Source organism: Natrononativus sp. DTA114 (genome assembly GCF_059736515.1).
This window is the reverse complement of the sequence record NZ_JCASSN010000001.1, coordinates 570,200-586,497: the sequence shown is the minus strand read 5'-3', so window position 1 is coordinate 586,497 and position 16,298 is coordinate 570,200. Positions and strand designations below refer to the sequence as shown.

Annotated in this window: 16 protein-coding genes; 8 read left to right on the top strand and 8 right to left on the bottom strand. The window is 65.4% G+C overall.

The genetic code is table 11. The features are described 5' to 3' along the window. Positions 1 to 60: 60 nt before the first annotated feature. The 3 genes from AC6I6S_RS03065 to AC6I6S_RS03055 all read right to left on the bottom strand — a co-directional run bounded on the left by AC6I6S_RS03065 (position 61) and on the right by AC6I6S_RS03055 (position 3,470). Positions 61 to 1,059: a DUF7972 family membrane protein gene (locus tag AC6I6S_RS03065; protein WP_497948259.1), complete on the bottom strand. Its 999-nt coding sequence runs from the start codon at positions 1,057 to 1,059 to the stop codon at positions 61 to 63. Between the two features lie 99 nt (positions 1,060 to 1,158). Then, on the bottom strand, positions 1,159 to 2,679 hold the full coding sequence (locus AC6I6S_RS03060; protein WP_497948258.1) for an MATE family efflux transporter: 1,521 nt from the start codon (positions 2,677 to 2,679) through the stop codon (positions 1,159 to 1,161). A gap of 161 nt (positions 2,680 to 2,840) precedes the next feature. Then, positions 2,841 to 3,470 carry an NAD(P)-dependent oxidoreductase gene (locus AC6I6S_RS03055; RefSeq protein ID WP_497948257.1) on the bottom strand — a complete coding sequence of 210 codons (630 nt, stop codon included), beginning with the start codon at positions 3,468 to 3,470 and terminating at the stop codon, positions 2,841 to 2,843. Positions 3,471 to 3,594: 124 nt separating this feature from the next. On the opposite strand from AC6I6S_RS03055, the gene AC6I6S_RS03050 reads away from it, so the two are divergent. Further along, the gene (locus tag AC6I6S_RS03050) at positions 3,595 to 4,014 is read left to right on the top strand and encodes a winged helix-turn-helix transcriptional regulator (protein WP_497948256.1); all 420 of its coding nucleotides are present in this window, start codon (positions 3,595 to 3,597) and stop codon (positions 4,012 to 4,014) included. Here the strand turns inward: AC6I6S_RS03050 and AC6I6S_RS03045 are convergent. Then, positions 4,011 to 6,026, bottom strand: coding sequence for an AMP-binding protein (locus tag AC6I6S_RS03045; protein WP_497948255.1), 2,016 nt, complete (start codon positions 6,024 to 6,026; stop codon positions 4,011 to 4,013). The two genes, AC6I6S_RS03050 and AC6I6S_RS03045, sit on opposite strands and share 4 nt — an antisense overlap. A 120-nt stretch (positions 6,027 to 6,146) precedes the next feature. On the opposite strand from AC6I6S_RS03045, the gene AC6I6S_RS03040 reads away from it, so the two are divergent. Beyond that, positions 6,147 to 6,734, top strand: coding sequence for a GNAT family N-acetyltransferase (locus tag AC6I6S_RS03040; RefSeq protein WP_497948254.1), 588 nt, complete (start codon positions 6,147 to 6,149; stop codon positions 6,732 to 6,734). A gap of 7 nt (positions 6,735 to 6,741) precedes the next feature. Here AC6I6S_RS03040 and AC6I6S_RS03035 read toward each other — a convergent pair whose 3' ends face one another. After that, a complete protein-coding gene (locus tag AC6I6S_RS03035) occupies positions 6,742 to 6,972 on the bottom strand; it encodes a DUF8142 family protein (RefSeq protein WP_497948253.1) in 231 nt (76 codons plus the stop codon). Positions 6,973 to 7,130: 158 nt separating this feature from the next. Here AC6I6S_RS03035 and AC6I6S_RS03030 point away from each other — a divergent pair, with 158 nt between their 5' ends. The 3 genes from AC6I6S_RS03030 to AC6I6S_RS03020 all read left to right on the top strand — a co-directional run bounded on the left by AC6I6S_RS03030 (position 7,131) and on the right by AC6I6S_RS03020 (position 10,975). Continuing rightward, positions 7,131 to 8,810: an acyl-CoA mutase large subunit family protein gene (locus AC6I6S_RS03030; protein WP_497948252.1), complete on the top strand. Its 1,680-nt coding sequence runs from the start codon at positions 7,131 to 7,133 to the stop codon at positions 8,808 to 8,810. A gap of 100 nt (positions 8,811 to 8,910) precedes the next feature. Continuing rightward, positions 8,911 to 9,750, top strand: a complete 840-nt coding sequence (locus tag AC6I6S_RS03025; protein WP_497948251.1) for an aldo/keto reductase — start codon at positions 8,911 to 8,913, stop codon at positions 9,748 to 9,750. 154 nt (positions 9,751 to 9,904) lie between these two features. Then, on the top strand, positions 9,905 to 10,975 hold the full coding sequence (locus AC6I6S_RS03020; RefSeq protein ID WP_497948250.1) for a DUF7344 domain-containing protein: 1,071 nt from the start codon (positions 9,905 to 9,907) through the stop codon (positions 10,973 to 10,975). 52 nt (positions 10,976 to 11,027) lie between these two features. On the opposite strand, the gene AC6I6S_RS03015 is transcribed toward AC6I6S_RS03020, so the two are convergent. Then, positions 11,028 to 11,342, bottom strand: coding sequence for a YbjQ family protein (locus tag AC6I6S_RS03015; protein ID WP_497948249.1), 315 nt, complete (start codon positions 11,340 to 11,342; stop codon positions 11,028 to 11,030). 111 nt (positions 11,343 to 11,453) lie between these two features. Between AC6I6S_RS03015 and mce the strand changes: the two genes are divergently transcribed. Continuing rightward, complete coding sequence (gene mce, locus AC6I6S_RS03010) at positions 11,454 to 11,837, top strand: methylmalonyl-CoA epimerase (RefSeq protein WP_497948248.1); 384 nt, start codon at positions 11,454 to 11,456, stop codon at positions 11,835 to 11,837. A gap of 25 nt (positions 11,838 to 11,862) precedes the next feature. Here the strand turns inward: mce and AC6I6S_RS03005 are convergent, their stop codons facing one another. Further along, positions 11,863 to 12,663, bottom strand: a complete 801-nt coding sequence (locus AC6I6S_RS03005; RefSeq protein WP_497948247.1) for a hypothetical protein — start codon at positions 12,661 to 12,663, stop codon at positions 11,863 to 11,865. A 94-nt stretch (positions 12,664 to 12,757) separates the two neighbouring features. Then, positions 12,758 to 13,396, bottom strand: a complete 639-nt coding sequence (locus AC6I6S_RS03000) for an FAD-dependent oxidoreductase (RefSeq protein WP_497948246.1) — start codon at positions 13,394 to 13,396, stop codon at positions 12,758 to 12,760. A 156-nt stretch (positions 13,397 to 13,552) separates the two neighbouring features. On the opposite strand from AC6I6S_RS03000, the gene AC6I6S_RS02995 reads away from it, so the two are divergent. Further along, positions 13,553 to 15,304, top strand: a complete 1,752-nt coding sequence (locus AC6I6S_RS02995; protein WP_497948245.1) for a 2-oxoacid:acceptor oxidoreductase subunit alpha — start codon at positions 13,553 to 13,555, stop codon at positions 15,302 to 15,304. Further along, the gene (locus AC6I6S_RS02990; RefSeq protein WP_497948244.1) at positions 15,301 to 16,164 is read left to right on the top strand and encodes a 2-oxoacid:ferredoxin oxidoreductase subunit beta; all 864 of its coding nucleotides are present in this window, start codon (positions 15,301 to 15,303) and stop codon (positions 16,162 to 16,164) included. The genes AC6I6S_RS02995 and AC6I6S_RS02990 overlap by 4 nt, the downstream gene beginning before the upstream one ends. Positions 16,165 to 16,298 lie beyond the last annotated feature (134 nt).

Here is a 16,298-nt window from a genome sequence, read left to right as displayed (position 1 = left end):
TAGCTGTGTGCGAGTCGGAACTGGTCTTCTGGAAGGGGGGATCGAACCTGGTGTGCCAGTTCAGGAGCCGTCTTCCCGATCTTCCGGCGGCACGAACGGACCGACCGAGACGGTCCGTCTGCCGATCGTCGCCGCCCGGAGGATGTACGCGATGAAGATCGTCAGCGGCGTGAGAATAACGCCCAGTCCGACGCTGACGACGAGCGGCGCGTACGCTGGATCGATCGTCATCCCCTCGGGGCGGTACAGCAGCGTGAGCACGATGCTGGCGAGCAGCGCGACGAATCCCGTGTAGGCGACGACCCGGGACAGTCTCGCGAAGTCCTGTTGCAGCGAGAGCGTCTTGAAGAACTGCCGGGTGATCGCGATCGACTCGAGCAGGTCGTCGATCGCCTCGAGTTCCTCGTGGGCGTCCTCCGAGAGCGACTCCTCGTGTTCCTGGCCGACGTACTCGGTCGCGGTGAGGTTTCGGGCGTACTCGGTGCCGATGATGACGGCGAGGACGTCCACGATGTTCGTCCCGTTCTCGATCTTCTCGTCGATGCTCTCGCCGTACGAGCGAATTCCCTCGGCGTACGAACGCACCGACGGCTCCCCGGCGACGGCGTCTCCGGCGGCCGTTTCGAATCGGTCGGCGTGGTCGGACAATGTTTCGGCGATGAGCGAGAGGAACTCCGCTGGATCGTTGGGCGTCGCGGACTCTCCCGCGTGGTCGCGAACGCGCGTGCGGAGTTCCCGCGTTCCGTCGAGTTTGTCCCGTAATCCGTCGGGCGAGCCGAACACGCGCGAGAGAATCAGCTGGTTGATCGAGAGCGCGACGGTGACGAGCGTCAACGTTCCGGAGATCAACCCGCTGCCGAACGCCGTCTCGGCCACACTGTTCGGGCCGACGGTGATGACGTCGGCCTGGATCAGCCCGTACACGGCGAGAACGGCGATGATCGTGAGTCCGACCGCGACCAACAGCCGGTTTCCGGTGAGCAACAGCCAGTTGAGCGCCCGATCGAGGGGGCCGTCAGCGTCCCTGACGGAACTCGCGGTCGAAAACTCCTCACCCATCGTCCTGACCGCGGCGAGTTCCCGGCGCTGTCGACGTGATCGTCATACCACCTTCGACACCAGCCGTCCACAATAATCTGCGGATCGCGGAACCGTCGGTCATCGATCGCGTGAGTCGACGTCGGAGACGCGCCTCGAGCCGCCCGTTTCGCTCCCGGTCGCGGTCGGTTTCTCGCCCCGTTCGACGACGCCCTCGGTCCAGGTTCCGCGGAGGAAGTAGAGCCCGGCGAAGACGACCATGCAGACGTTCGCGATCGCTTCGCCGTACCAGACTCCGGTCGCACCGAGTTCCAGTTGGACCGAGAGCGTATAGGCGAACGCCGCCCGAAACACGATGAAACCGAGGATCGCGAAGGCCATCGCGGTTCGAGTGCTGCCGCTGCCGCGGAAACCGCCCTGGACGACGTAGAAGACCCCGAGGAACACGTACGAGAGACTGATTATCTGGAGGTACTCGCCGCCGATACCGATCACCGTGTCGGCGCCCGAACCCGCCACGAACACGTCGATGATTGGGAACGCGAGGGCGAACACGACGACCGAAAAGCAAAGCAACGCCCCGGTTATCAGTCCGATGCCGGCGTAGACGCCTCGCTTCGCCCGGTCGACCTGCTCGGCGCCGAGGTTTTGCCCGACGACGGTCTCGACCCCGCGAGCCAGCCCGATCGCCGGCAGGACGACCACCGACGTGACCCGGGAGCCGATGCCGTACGCCGCGACGGCTTCGGCCCCGGCGAGCGCGACGAGTGCGGTCAGGATCGTTACGCTCGCGGCGCTGGTGCTCACCTCGACGCTCGCGGGCGCGCCGATGGTGACGATCTTTTTGACCGTCTCCCGCTCGAGCAGCAAGTCGGATGGCGAGAGCTGGATGCCGACCCGACCCGAGAGCAACAGCCAGAGCCCGACGGCGGCCGCGAGCGTTCGGGAAATGATCGTCGCGACCGCCGCCCCCATCACCGCCAGCCCGTCGAAACCGGTCGCCTCGTAGAGCGCGGCCTCGAGGCCCTCGAGGCCGAACCAGGCGAAGACGACGTTGTCCTGGAAGCCGAGGATGAAGAACGGGTCGATGACGACGTTGAGGGCGACGCTCCCGGCCATCAGGTACAGCGGCGTCCGGGTGTCCCCCCAGCCCTGCAGCAGCGACTGGAAGATGAAGAAGGCGAAGATGAAGGGCATGCCGAGGAACTCCACGCGGACGTACTGGAGCGCGTAGGTGTACTCGAGGCTGCCGGGTTCGGCGCCGACGAGTCGGAGCAGCCACGGCGAGAGCGCGTACCCGATCGCGCCCAGCAGTACGGAGAGCAGGAGGACGAACGAGATCGTTTGCCCGGCGACGCCGCCGACCCGATCGATGTTTCCCGCGCCCTTGTTCTGGGCGACGAGCACCGTGCCGGCGATGTTGAAGCCGATCGCGAAGCTGATCACGAGGAAGACGATCGCCCAGGCGTAGGAGAGCGCGGAGACGCCCTCCTGGCCCAGCCGACCGACCCAGAAGGTGTCCGCGAGGTTGTAGCCGACGAGCAGCATGTTCGTCAGCACGATAGGAATCGAGAGGACGATCAACGGCCAGATCAGCCGCCCGTTGATGAGGTCGACCGAGCGGTCGGTGCCCCTGCTCATAGATCGTCCTCGTCGGTCGCTCGAGCGGCCGCACCGTGCGCGGGAGGTCTACTTGGCAGTCGCGGCCGGTTCATACAGGTAACCCGGGCGGACGAGGATTAGACGTTACGGTGTGTTATCCGGGGACGGAACAGTCACGGTATCGATCGGTTCACGAAGATTCACGGGGCCCCCACTTTCGGCATCTCCTCGACGTAGTCGCCCGCCTCGAGACGGTCGAGAACGCAGGTTGCGACGTCGGCGCGGTCGACCGCCTCGAAGCCGAGTTTGAGGTCGCCGATGCGGTAGTCGTCGCTCGAGTCGCCCTCGCCGAGGCGGGGAACGCGGAGGACCGTCCACTCGAGGTCGCTTTCCCGCACGCGGCGGACGTGTTCTGCGGCGTCTTCCAGGACGTCGCGCGCGAGCAGTTTCAACAGCCTACCCATGATCATCCCCCCGAGCGAGACTGATTCTCCCTCCTCGCGAACACCGGCACCGACCAGGGTAACGAACCGCGACACGCCAGCGTCGTCCATCGCTACGATGATGTGATCGCCCGCGACCGTGAGGAGGTCGTCCGGTGAGGACTCCCCCTGACCGAGAACGCTGACGACGGCGTCGGCACCCGCAACCGCGTCCGAAACGCCATCGCCGGTGTAGGCGTCTCCCTCGACGACGGTCAGTCGATCGTCGTCGAAGGGGAGCTTCATCGGTGAGCGAGTGTGTGCGACGACGTCGTGGCCGCGCTCGAGCGCCTGTTCACACAGCGGAATACCCGTCCGTCCGGTCGCGCCGAAGATGGCGATTCGCATGGCTCCATTTCGCACCCAGTTCCCATATACTTGTGACTTCGAAGCTTCGAAGTAGTGACCCACAGAAGGTAGCAGCCGTTCGATTTGGGAGAAGACTATAGGCTATCCGAATCAAGTCACGAACGTGATTCGAGACGACCTACCACCGGTACTCGGTGCCGGACTGACGGCAGCGGAAGCGCGTGATCTCCGGGCGTCACTGGCTCCCGAGAAACGAGCGCGAATCGAGGCGACGGTCGCAGACCTCCTGGAACTGCTCGGCAAAGCGCACGCGATCGCGATCCTCTCGGAGTTCGCGTTCGCTGAGGGTCCCCTGCGGTTCTCGGAGCTGGAATCCACTCTCGAGATCGCGCCGAACACGCTGTCGGTACGCCTTCGGGAACTGACCAACGCGGGGATCGTTTCTCGCCAGCAGTACGACGAAGTGCCGCCACGGGTCGAGTACGAGCCGATGCCGAAAGCCGAGGCGTTGTTCCCAGCGTTCGGACACTTCCACGTCTGGGCGCTCGAGTACGAACTCGAGGGTGCCGAGGAGTCCACCTAGCGGGCGTCTTCGAGCGCCTCGAGTGCTTCGGGGTTCTCGAGGCTCGAGAGATCGCCGAGGTCCTCGCCGGTGTAGGCGGCCTGAACCGCCCGGCGGATGATCTTCCCCGACTGGGTCTTTGGGAACTCACCGACGAACAGGATTTCGCGCGGGCGGAACGGTTTGCCTAACTCCTCGCCGACCTGCTCGCGCAGTTCCGCGCGGAGCTCGTCGGATTCGTCGACCCCCTCCTCGAGAATGACGTACGCCACGACTGCCGTGCCAGTCGTTTCGTCCGGTGCGCCGACGGCCGCGGCCTGGTTGACCGCGTCGTGGTCGATGAGCGCGCCCTCGACCTCCGCCGGCCCCACCTTGCGGCCCGCCACGTTGAGGGCGTCGTCGGCCCTGCCGTGGAGGAACCAGAAGCCATCGGCGTCCTTCTGGGCCCAGTCGCCGTGGTCCCACATGTCCTCGAACGTCGACCAGTATTCCTCGAGGTAGCGTTCGTCGCCCGACCACAGCGACTTGGTCATGCTGGGACAGGAGTCGCGGGCGACGAGGAAGCCGCGCTCGCCGTCGTCGGCGACCGACTCACCCGACGAGTCGACGATGTCGATGTCCATCCCGAGTCCCGGACCGCCCAGGGTGCAGGGCTTGAGCGGCTGGATCGGCATCGGCATCAGGAAGCAGCCACAGATCTCGGTGCCGCCGGAGATGTTGATGATCGGCGCCTCCCCACCGCCGACCTTTTCGTAGAACCAGCGCCAGGATTCGGGATCCCAGGGCTCGCCCGTCGACCCCAGGAGCCGGAGCGAGGAGAGGTCGTGGCCCTCGAGCGGCTCGTCGCCGTACTTCCGGAGCGCGCGGATGGCGGTCGGCGAGATGCCGAACTGGGTGAGTTTGTGGCGGTCGATCATCGCCCAGAATCGGTCGGGGTCCGGGTAGTCGGGTGCGCCCTCGTACATGAAGACGGTCCCACCGAAGCTGTGGACGCCGATCAGCGTCCACGGCCCCATCATCCAGCCGATGTCTGATACCCAGAAGAAGCGGTCGGCGGGTTTGAGGTCGAAGCCGAAGTAGAGCTCCTTCGCACACTGGGTCTGGACGCCCGCGTGGGTGTGGACGATCCCCTTCGGCGTCCCCGTCGTCCCCGACGAGTAGAGGAGCATCGATTCCTGGCTCGAGGGCAGCGATTTCGTCTCGTAGGCGTCGTCCCGGTCGCCGACGGCGTCGGCCCACCACTCGTCGCGGCCGTCGGTCCACGGGATTTCGTGTCCGTTGCTCCTGTCGTCCGCTTCGCTTCTGGAGCCGAGTCTGTCGAAGACGATGGTGTGCTCGACGTGGCCCGCCTCCTCGATGGCTTCGTCCGCGGACTCCTTCAGGTAGATGGGGCTCCCCCGCCGGAGGAAACCGTCGCCGGTGAACAGTACCGAACACTCGCTGTCGGCGATGCGGGTCGCGACCGCGTCGACGCCGAAACCGGAGAAGATCGGCACCGCGATCGCGCCCACCTTGAAACAGCCGTAGAGGATCGAGACGACCTCGGGGACCATCGGCATATAGAGGCCGACCGTGTCCCCCGTTTCGATCCCCCGCTGCTCGAGGGCGTTCGCGACCCGGTTCGCGTCCCGGTGAAGTTCGTGGTAGGTCACCTCCCGAACCTCGCCGTCCTCGCCCTCCCAGATGGTCGCGACCCGGTTTCGGGTCGCGTTCTCGACGTCGGCGTGGCGGTCGAGGACGTTGTGGGCGACGTTGAGTTTCCCGCCGGGATACCAGTCGGTGAACTGTGGTCCGTCCGCATCATCTCTGACGGCGTCGTAGGGCTCGTAGAACTCGATATCGAGATAGTCGACGAGTTCGTCCCAGAACCAGTCGACGCCCGATTCGCCGTCGCCGAGATCGGTCGTCGTCCGCTCGATCAACTCGTCGTAGTCGTCGATGCCGTGTGTCTGCATGAACGCGTGGACGTTCGTGGACTCGACGAACGACCGGGACGGCTCGTGAACCACCTCGTCGATGGGCTCCTGTTCCATGTCTACTGGCAAGGTTTGCCGTCCCCGACGATGAAAGTACCGTCCTCGAGGTGGAAACCGACGACCGGAAGCTGACCGCCCTCCACAAACGCTTTTGACCCACATGCCGTACATCGAATCATGTACGTACGGGACGCGAAAAACCGGGAGGAGGTCTGGCTGCTCGATCAGATCGAGGCGATGGAGCTCGACGACACGGCGTTCCGGTCTCGCGACTACGTCCTCGCCATCGACGAGGACTCTGGCGCGAAAGCCGGCTTCGGCCGGATCCGCGTCCACAAGGTTCCCGACGACGCGGACGTCTGCGAACTGACCAGCATCGGCGTCCTCGAGGAATGGCGCGGCCAGGGCGTCGGCGCGCACGTGATCGAACGGCTCCTCGAGTACGCGGGCGACGAGGGGTTCGAACGCGTCTACGCACTGACCAGCGAATCGGCGTACCTCGCCCAGTTCGGCTTTCGACGGATCGACATCGACACCCTTCCCGAGGTACTACAGACGCGACTCGAGGAGAAGCGCGGCCGGACCGACCCCGAGGCGGTCCCCCTCTCGATCGATATCGACGAGTTTCGGCTACCCGAGAGACTGCGCTCTGCGTTCAAGCGGGCGAGCGAGCGTGCCGACGAACCCGGCGACGACGAGGATTCGCCCGAGGACTTCGGGATCGATCCCGAGAAGGCGACGTACAAGTACGATACTGGCGGCTAGAGCCTCGTCAGGCGCCGTCCGGCCGGTCGCGTCGGTGAAAGTCGTGACGGAAGGCGACCCAGCCGACGACCGTAATAAAGAGGATCGGTGGCAAGATTGCGAACGCCCACAGCGGGTCGAGTCCCCAACCGAGGAGGGTACCAAGATTCAGCAGTCCGACCGCGAGAAACGGCGCGACGTACAGCGTCGCGCGACGCCGATCGGTCGACTCGCTGTCGGTTGGAAGCGGCGGCCCCATACGTCTCGAGTCGACTCCCGGCGGTAAAACGGGCACTGCCCATTGGCGTGACTGTCTCACGTCTCGGAACGTCCGAAACCGGGTGAGCGGGCGAACCGACCGGCCACTCACGGGACATTTCTCAAGTTTCAAGCCGCGGGCAACCGTCGGAGTCTATAATGTTCGATTCCGACGACCTCGAGGAGATCCGTGCCGGCACGGAGGAGTGGCACGACGCGGAGGTCGAACCCGTTCTCGAGCGCTTCGGCGAGCGAAAGGAGACGTTCACGACCGACACGGGCGGTCAGGCGGTCGACCGCCTCTACACCCCCGCCGACGTCGAGGATCTCGAGTACGACGAGGACCTCGGGTTCCCCGGCGAAGAGCCGTACACGCGGGGGGTGTACTCCACCGGCTACCGGGGCCGGCTGTGGACGATGCGCCAGTACGCCGGCTTTTCGACCCCCGAGGACACCAACGAGCGCTTTCACTACCTGCTCGATCAGGGCCAGACCGGGCTTTCGATGGCCTTCGACCTTCCCACCCAGATGGGGTACGACTCCGACGCCGCGATGGCCGCCGGCGAGGTCGGGAAGGCCGGCGTCGCGATCGACTCGCTTTCGGACATGGAGACGGTGTTCGACGGCATTCCGCTCGATGAGGTGAGCACGTCGATGACGATCAACGCGCCCGCGTCGGTGCTGCTGGCGATGTACATCGCCGTCGGGGACCGCCAGGGCGTCGACCGGAGCGAGTTGCGGGGAACCATCCAGAACGACCTGCTGAAGGAGTACATCGCCCGGAACACCTACATCTACCCGCCCGAGCCCTCGATGCGGATCATCACGGACATCTTCGAGTTCTGCGCTGACGAGGTGCCGAAGTTCAACACCATCTCCATCTCGGGCTATCACATCCGCGAGGCGGGTGCGACGGCCGCCCAGGAGCTCGCGTTCACCCTCGGCGACGGCATCGAGTACGTCGAAGCGGCGATCGACGCGGGCCTGGACGTGGACGACTTCGCCCCGCAGCTCTCCTTCTTCTTCAACGGCCACAACAACATCTTCGAGGAGGTCGCGAAGTTCCGGGCGGCCCGCCGGATGTGGCACGACATCATGGAGGAGCGCTTCGACGCGCAGAACCCCAAGTCTAAACAGCTCAAGTTCCACACCCAGACCGCGGGCTCGATGCTCACCGCCCAGCAGATCGAGAACAACGTGGTTCGGGTGGCCTACCAGGCACTGGCGGCCGTTCTGGGCGGTACGCAGAGCCTCCACACGAACGGCAAGGACGAGGCGCTCGCGCTGCCGACGGAGGAGTCGGTGCGAACCGCGCTGCGAACCCAGCAGATCCTCGCCCACGAGTCCGGCGCGGCCGACACGGTCGACCCGCTCGCGGGTAGCTACTACGTCGAAAGCCTGACCGACGAGGTCGAATCGGAGGCGTACGACCTGCTCGAGGAGGTCGACTCCCGGGGCGGGATGCTCGAGGCCGTCGAGTCCCAGTGGGTCCAGCGACAGATCCAGGACACCGCCTTCGACCGCCAGCGCGAGATCGAAGAGAAAGAGCGGATCATCGTCGGCGTCAACGAGTTCGAGGTCGACGAGGATCCCAAGATGGACGTCCAGGCGGTCACCGCGGAGGACGAGCGCCGGCAGGTCGAACGGCTCGAGTCGGTTCGCGAGAGCCGTGACGACGAGGCAACCGAGGCTGCGCTCGAGGCGCTCCGCGAGGCGGCGCAGGGCAAGGAGAACGTGATGCCGTACATCGTCGACGCGGTGAAGACCGATGGAACGGTCGGCGAGATCTGTAACGTGTTCCGCGACGAGTTCGGTGAGTACCACCCGGGCGGCGTCTAAACGCGGCGTCGACTGGGAGCATCTCCGACCGGCGGCGTCTGGGCACTCGACACGAGTGCCGGGCGGACTTTGATTATCGGTGGCGCCAAAGCCCTCAGCGATGACGACCCACCCGACAGACATCACTGCCGCCGTCGATGGACAGGCGTCCCCGATGCCCGCTCTCGGTTTCGGCACTGCACAGCTAACCGGCGACGACTGCCGCGAAGCCGTCGAGATCGCCCTCGAGACCGGCTACCGTCACCTCGACACCGCCCAGATGTACGACAACGAGGCCGCCGTCGGCGACGCCCTCGAGTCGAGTCCCGTCTCCCGCGAGGACGTCTACCTCGTCACGAAGGTTCATCCAGACAACGCCGCGCCGGACGACGTTCATCACACGACGCAGGAAAGTCTCGAGCGCCTGGGTACCGACATCGATCTCCTGTTGTTGCACGCTCCGAGCGACGAGGTACCGCTCGAGGAGTCGATCGGCGCGATGAACGAACTCCAGGAGCAGGGCGACGTGGACGCCATCGGCGTGAGCAACTTCTCGGTCGGGCAGCTAGAGGCGGCGGTCGAGACCTCGCGGACGCCGATCGTCACCAACCAGGTGAAGTACCACGCCTACCATCGCCAGGACGATCTGCTCTCGTACTGCATCGAGAACGAGATCGTGCTGACGGCGTACAGCCCGCTCGCGAAGGGTGACGTAGTGGGTGACGACCGCCTCGAGGAAATCGGCGATCGGTACGGCAAAACGGCGGCGCAGGTGGCGCTGCGGTGGCTGCTCCAGCAACCCTGCGTGGCAGCGATCCCGAAAGCCTCGAGCCGCGATCACATCGAGGCGAACGCGGACGTGTTCGACTTCGATCTCGGCGACGACGAGATGCGCGACGTCTTCGAGTTGAGCGAAACCGGAGCGCTACCGCAGACGCTGTCGAATCAGCTCGAGTTGTAACGCGTCCGTCGGGCGAGTTCGACGGCGATTCGCGGAGAAGCGAGGGTGCGGAAAACCGACCCGAACACGGACGCGACTACTGCTCACCTCTCGAGGCGTGCCTGCATAGTCCGGGGGACACCTTTTATCCGGCCTGCTCGGAAGGGCTCCAAGAATGGCCTCGGAAAAGTCTATCACTAGAGAGAATGAGCCGCTCTCCGATCTCTTTCTCTGTCTGGCGAACGGCGATCGGCGGCGACTCCTGCAGATCATGGTCGACCGGACGGCCGACACCGTGACGCGGGAAGACCTCGCTACGACCCTTGCGGCCCGGCGGGTCGAAAAACCCCGAAGCGACGTGACCGACGCGGAGCGCCGGGCGGAACTTCGCTCCCTTCACCACGTCCACTTACCGATGTTGGAGTCCGCGAAGCTGATCGAACGGGACGTCGACGCGGACGCCATTACGGTCACCAACCATCCCGCGCTTCGGGACGCCGGTATCCGCGAGGCGATCGCCACCGAAGGGACCGCTCACGGCCGACCGCGCGACGCGCTCTTCGCGGCGCTCGCCGACGATCGCCGGCGAACCGTTCTCGACGTGCTCAGTCACCAGTACCAATCGATTCGAACCGAAACGTTGGCGTGCGAAGTCGTCGCCAGAGAGCGGGGCGTGGCCGCGCGGGACGTGACGCCCGAGGACGTTCACCAGCTACTCACCCTCTTCCACCACGTCCACATCCCGACCCTGCGCGAGGCGGGGCTGATCGACTACGACGCCGACGAACGGGCGATCGCCTACGAGGGACACCCGCTCCTGCGGGTCCCGTGGATGCACTCGCAGCTCGGTCCCGACTTCCGAGCGAGCCTGACGACCAGTTCCGCCGAGGCGGACGTCCGAACGCTCGCGGGACGCGAGAACATCGTCTCGTACGGCCAGTCGCTGTGCGAGGACGCCGACGACGAACTGTTCATGATGTTCACCACGACGGGGCTGCTGGAGTCGGGGTGTTTCACCGCCTTCCCGGTCGAAGAGGAAAACGTCGGCCGGCTGGTGTTCGCCGACCGCGAGGCTGCCTTGCTCGGGACGCTCGGGAAGAAAACCGGCGAAGACGTTTTCGAGGAACAGGCCATCGCCGGCGAAGGGGCAACTAACGCCCTCGTCGTACTGCTTCGGCAGATGTTGAGCGGCCAGCTCGACCAGTTCGGCGAAGCCAACGAGACGCTCGAGAACCTGCCGTTCTAACGCGGCTATCGCCGGCCTCCGTGAGGGGACGAAGCCGTCGAGAGGCGTTCCGTTACCGCAGTCGAACGGCCGTTCCGTACGCCAGCACCTCGGACCCGCCCTCGGTGATCGAGGAGGTGTCGAGTCGGAGGTTGACGACGGCGTCGGCACCCAGTTCCTCGGCGTCGGCCTCCAGTCGACTGATGGCCTCGTCGCGGGACTTCGAGAGCAGGTCGGAGTAGGCCTTGAGTTCGCCGCCGAAGACGTTACGGATCCCCTGGGTGAGGTCGCGGCCGGCGTTTTTTGCCTCGACGGTGTTGCCGCGGGCCACGCCGAGCACTTCGACGATTTCGCGGTCCGGGACGGTTTCCGTGGTCGTTATCAGCATGTGGTCGGCGGTTCTCAGTCATCCACTAAATACATTACTCCGCTGACTAGATGCGCGTGGCCGTGAGCGAGAACGCAAGAGTAACGCCACGGGCCGTCCCAGAGCCAACCGATGCGATTCGATCACGCGGGTATCGCGACCGACGACGCAGCGGCGCTCGCCGACCTGTTCTCGAGTCTGTTCGACGCCGAAATCGTCCACAAAGAGACGTTCGACGGGATGCGGGTCGTCTTCCTTGCGCTCGAAAACGGTTACTTCGAACTCCTCGAGCCCCGGGAGGACGGAACGATCGCGACGTACCTCGAGCGCAACGGCCCCGGTATCCACCACCTCGCAGTCGAGACTGACGATATCGAGGCCGCCCTCGAGACCGCTCGCGAATTGGGGATCGACCTCGTCGACGAGGAGCCCCGCCCCGGCGCCTGGGGCCACACCGTTGCCTTCCTCCACCCGCGGGACACGGGTGGCGTGTTGCTCGAGTTCGTCGAACACTGAGTCTCAGCACACCTCTCGGGAGGCGTCAGCACTCGAGTTCCGCGACCGTCCGCTGCTCACCCATCGTCTCGTGGACGACGACGACGGACTCGGGCAGCGGATCGGGGCGGTCGAGGACAGCGGTGTACGGAACCGCGCCGATGCACTGCACACAGACACCGGCCTCCTGTTCGCCGACGGCGACGACGACCTCGAGGGAGTCCTCCTCGAGTCCCGCCAGCGAGAGTCCGTGACACGGCGTCGGCGTTTCGACGACGCCCTCGATCCTGATGACGTCCGCCTCGAGATCGATCGTCGCGCGGTCCGTCTCGTCGCCGCTGGCGCACTCGCCGTCGCCGTACTCGAACTCCCCATCCATCTGTTCGTCCGGGGGACAGTCGCCGGCGGTGCTCACCGTCTCGGTCGAAACCCCGTGGTCGGAGAGGGTGATCGTCGTCTCCGAGTCGGCACAGCCCGTCGACGCACCCTCGAGGTGGAGCTCACTTCTCGAGTCCGCCGATTCGATCGAGAGCCGGTACTCCGTCGTCTCGGCGAGTCGAAACTCGAGGCGTTCTCCGGCGGCGAGTTCGTGGGAGTCGTCGAACGCGGGCTCACCGCCGACCTCGATTTCGATCGTTACCTCGCGGTCCGTCTCGCCGTCGTTCTCGAGGACGACGCTGTGCGGAGTCGTTCCCTCGTCGGGATCGCCGATCTCGACGTAGTCGTCGGTCTCCGACGTCGTTTCGCCGCCAGGAACGGCGGTGAGGTCGCGGGCGCTCGCGAGACAGCCTGCGAATCCCGCGGTGGTTCCGCCGGCGACCGCTGCGAGCAGGTCGCGTCGTCGCATGGTTGACGAAACGAGAAATAGACGGTAAACCCTTTTTCCGGGGTTTCGAGAGGGTAATCGACTGGTGAGTCTCACCGGCTGATGACGGACCGGCTCAGCCGAAGTTCTCGATCAGTGCCTCGTCGGCGTCGCCGCCGGCGTCGTCGATCGCGTCGGCGACGCCGTGGACGAAATCACTGAAACCGAAGACATAGTAGCGGCCGTCGTCGAGGTGGGCGCCGACCGCCTCGGCGAGCGCGTCGCCCTCTCCCTCGTCGATCAGGACGACCGTCGCGCCGGCGTCCTCGAGCGCCTCGAGTCGATCCTCGTGTGCCGGGTCGTCGTCCTGGTAGATTACGACGGCGTCGTGGCCGGCCTCGTGTGCCGCCTCGGCGATGGCGACCGCGGGGCCGACGCCGGGGCCGCCGGCGACCGCGACCACGTCTTCTCCGCCCTCGTAGGTGATCGTGCCGAAGGGGCCGTCGACGTGGACCGTCTCGCCGCCCTCGAGGTCGGCGAGCCACGGCGAGAGGGTACCGTCGGGATCGACGCCGACGGTGAGTTCGAACGTCTCTCCGACCGACGGCGAGGAGAGGGTGTAGTGACGGCTGATAACCTCGTTTTCCGGGGCGGCCCGCAGCAGAACGAACTGTCCGGGGAGCGCGTCGAACCCGTCGGGCGTTCGTAACTCGAGTGCGATGGTGTCGGCGCCGACTTCGCGAACGTCGGCGACGGTGACCTCGGTGCCTTCCATACGCCTCCGTTCGACCGGCGGGCCCAAAGACGTTCGCTCTTCGGTGACACTGGCTCGAAAAACTCACTCTCGAGTGGGTAGCCGTTGACTCGTTTCGCGGAGACGGGTGGGGTTTCAGAAGCCTTTTCATTTACTGGAGGCAAAGGTCGCTACGACATGACCGAGGACCTAAACTGGGCTATCGGAGGCGAGGCCGGCGACGGCATCGACTCCACGGGCAAGATCTTCGCCCAGGCACTCTCCCGAGCCGGACGACACGTCTTCACGTCGAAGGACTTCGCGTCGCGAATTCGCGGCGGCTACACCGCCTACAAGATACGCACCTCCGTCGACCAGGTCCAGAGCGTCGTCGATCGCCTCGACATCCTGGTGGCGCTCACCCAGCGAACCATCGACGAGAACCTCGACGAACTGCACGAGGGCAGCGCGATCATCTACGACGGTGAGCGCTCCTGGGACGCCGACATTCCCGAGGAGGCGACGGCCGTCGACGTCCCCCTCAAATCCCTCGCGGAGGACGCTGGTGGCGCCATCATGCGCAACACCGTCGCCCTCGGTGCTGCCTGTGAAATCACCGGCTTCGACGTCGAGTACCTCGACGAATCCCTCGAGAAGCGCTTCGGTAGCAAGGGATCGAAGATCGTCGAAAACAACAGGGAAGCCGCCCGCCTCGGTCAGGAGTACGTCCAGGAGAACTACGACATCAATCTGGGCTACGACCTCGAGACGACCGACAACGATTACGTCCTGCTCAACGGGGACGAGGCGATCGGCATGGGTGCACTCGCCGCCGGCTGCCGGTTCTACGCCGGCTATCCGATCACGCCCGCGACCAACGTGATGGAGTACCTCACGGGCCGAATCGAACACTACGGCGGCCACGTCGTCCAGGCCGAAGACGAGCTGTCGGCGATCAACATGGCTCTCGGCGCCGCCCGCGCCGGGGCGCGATCGATGACGGCCACCTCGGGGCCGGGCATCGACCTGATGGCCGAGACGTTCGGTCTGATCGCGACCAGCGAGACGCCGCTCGTGATCTGTGACGTGATGCGCTCCGGGCCGTCGACCGGGATGCCGACGAAACAGGAGCAGGGCGACCTCAACATGACCCTCTACGGCGGCCACGGCGAGGTTCCCCGGTTCGTCATCACGCCGACGACGATTTCGGAGTGTTTCTGGAAGACCGTCGAGGCGTTCAATTACGCCGAGAAGTACCAGACGCCCGTCTATCTGGTCGCCGACCTCGCGCTCGCGGTCACCGAACAGACGTTCCCGCCCGAAGCGTTCGATATGGACGCAGTCGAGATCGACCGCGGAAAGCTCGTCGACGACGACACCGTCGACGAGTGGCTCGACGAGCAGGGTCGCTTCCGCGCCCACGCCGCGACCGACGACGGTGTCAGCCCGCGCGCGATTCCGGGCACCGTCGACGGCGCCCACATGAGCACGGGCCTCGAGCACGACGAACTCGGCCGCCGAACGGAGGAGACCGACGTGCGGGTCGAACAGGTCGACAAGCGAAACCGCAAGGTCGAGACGGCACAGGCCGAAGAGGACTGGGATTACCGCGAGTTCGGCGATTCCGACGCGGAGAACCTCGTCATCTCGTGGGGCTCGAACGAGGGCGCGCTCGTCGAGGCGCTCGACTATCTCGAGGAGGAAGACGTCGACGTCCGGGTCATCTCGGTCCCCTACATCTTCCCGCGGCCCGATCTCACGGAAGACGTCGAGGCCGCCGACGACGTGATCGTCGTCGAGTGTAACGCGACCGGCCAGTTCGCGGACGTACTCGAGCACGATACGCTGACCCGACTCAAGCGGATCAACAAGTACACCGGCGTCAGGTTCAAGGCCGACGAACTCGCAGAGGCGATTCAGACCAAACTCGCAGAGGAGGTGCCAGCATGAGCTCAGAGGTTCGATTCACAGACTTTAAATCCGACAAGCAGCCGACATGGTGTCCCGGATGCGGCGACTTCGGGACGATGAACGGCATGATGAAAGCCCTCGCCAACACCGGCAACGACCCCGACAACACGTTCGTGGTCGCCGGAATCGGCTGTTCCGGCAAGATCGGGACCTACATGCACAGCTACGCCCTCCACGGGGTTCACGGCCGTGCGCTCCCGGTCGGACAGGGGGTCAAGATGTCCCGCCCCGACATCGAAGTGATGGTCGCGGGCGGCGACGGCGACGGCTACTCCATCGGTGCCGGCCACTTCGTCCACGCGGTCCGCCGGAACGTCGACATGTCCTACGTCGTCATGGACAACCGCATCTACGGGCTGACGAAGGGCCAGGCCTCGCCGACCTCGCGGTCGGACTTCGAGACCTCGACGACCCCCGAGGGGCCGAAACAGCCCCCGGTCAACCCGCTCGCGCTCGCGCTCGCCTCCGGGGCGACCTTTATCGCCCAGTCGTTTGCCTCGGACGCGATGCGCCACGCAGAGATCGTCCAGGAGGCCATCGAGCACGACGGCTTCGGCTTCGTCAACGTCTTCAGCCCGTGTGTGACGTTCAACGACGTCGACACCTACGACTACTTCCGCGACACCCTGGTCGACCTGGACGACGAAGGCCACGACCGCCACGACTACGAGGCGGCCAAGGAGGTCATCCTCGACGCCGAGAAGGAGTACCAGGGCGTGATGTATCAGGACGAGAACTCGGTGCCGTACCACGAACAGCACGGCGTCACCGAGGACATGTCCGAGATCCCCGACGGTGCGCCGGAGGACGCGATGGATCTCGTCCGCGAGTTCTACTGACCGCGGTTCGATTTTCCCCTCGGCTTCGTTACTCCTCCCCGGAGCCCCAGCTCGGGATCGGCGGGGTCGATCGGCTGACGACTGACGACAGGTAGGTCACCCACCGACTGCGATGACGGAGAACGACCGCCCGC

Excerpts from the sequence above, each read along its gene's own strand:
- AC6I6S_RS03065 (WP_497948259.1), bottom strand. The coding sequence starts at position 1,059 with ATGGGTGAGGAGTTTTCGACCGCGAGTTCCGTCAGGGACGCTGACGGC.
- AC6I6S_RS03060 (WP_497948258.1), bottom strand. The coding sequence starts at position 2,679 with ATGAGCAGGGGCACCGACCGCTCGGTCGACCTCATCAACGGGCGGCTG.
- AC6I6S_RS03055 (WP_497948257.1), bottom strand. The coding sequence starts at position 3,470 with ATGCGAATCGCCATCTTCGGCGCGACCGGACGGACGGGTATTCCGCTG.
- AC6I6S_RS03045 (WP_497948255.1), bottom strand. The coding sequence starts at position 6,026 with ATGGAACAGGAGCCCATCGACGAGGTGGTTCACGAGCCGTCCCGGTCG.
- AC6I6S_RS03040 (WP_497948254.1), top strand. The coding sequence starts at position 6,147 with ATGTACGTACGGGACGCGAAAAACCGGGAGGAGGTCTGGCTGCTCGAT.
- AC6I6S_RS03035 (WP_497948253.1), bottom strand. The coding sequence starts at position 6,972 with ATGGGGCCGCCGCTTCCAACCGACAGCGAGTCGACCGATCGGCGTCGC.
- AC6I6S_RS03030 (WP_497948252.1), top strand. The coding sequence starts at position 7,131 with ATGTTCGATTCCGACGACCTCGAGGAGATCCGTGCCGGCACGGAGGAG.
- AC6I6S_RS03025 (WP_497948251.1), top strand. The coding sequence starts at position 8,911 with ATGACGACCCACCCGACAGACATCACTGCCGCCGTCGATGGACAGGCG.
- AC6I6S_RS03020 (WP_497948250.1), top strand. The coding sequence starts at position 9,905 with ATGGCCTCGGAAAAGTCTATCACTAGAGAGAATGAGCCGCTCTCCGAT.
- AC6I6S_RS03015 (WP_497948249.1), bottom strand. The coding sequence starts at position 11,342 with ATGCTGATAACGACCACGGAAACCGTCCCGGACCGCGAAATCGTCGAA.
- mce (WP_497948248.1), top strand. The coding sequence starts at position 11,454 with ATGCGATTCGATCACGCGGGTATCGCGACCGACGACGCAGCGGCGCTC.
- AC6I6S_RS03005 (WP_497948247.1), bottom strand. The coding sequence starts at position 12,663 with ATGCGACGACGCGACCTGCTCGCAGCGGTCGCCGGCGGAACCACCGCG.
- AC6I6S_RS03000 (WP_497948246.1), bottom strand. The coding sequence starts at position 13,396 with ATGGAAGGCACCGAGGTCACCGTCGCCGACGTTCGCGAAGTCGGCGCC.
- AC6I6S_RS02995 (WP_497948245.1), top strand. The coding sequence starts at position 13,553 with ATGACCGAGGACCTAAACTGGGCTATCGGAGGCGAGGCCGGCGACGGC.
- AC6I6S_RS02990 (WP_497948244.1), top strand. The coding sequence starts at position 15,301 with ATGAGCTCAGAGGTTCGATTCACAGACTTTAAATCCGACAAGCAGCCG.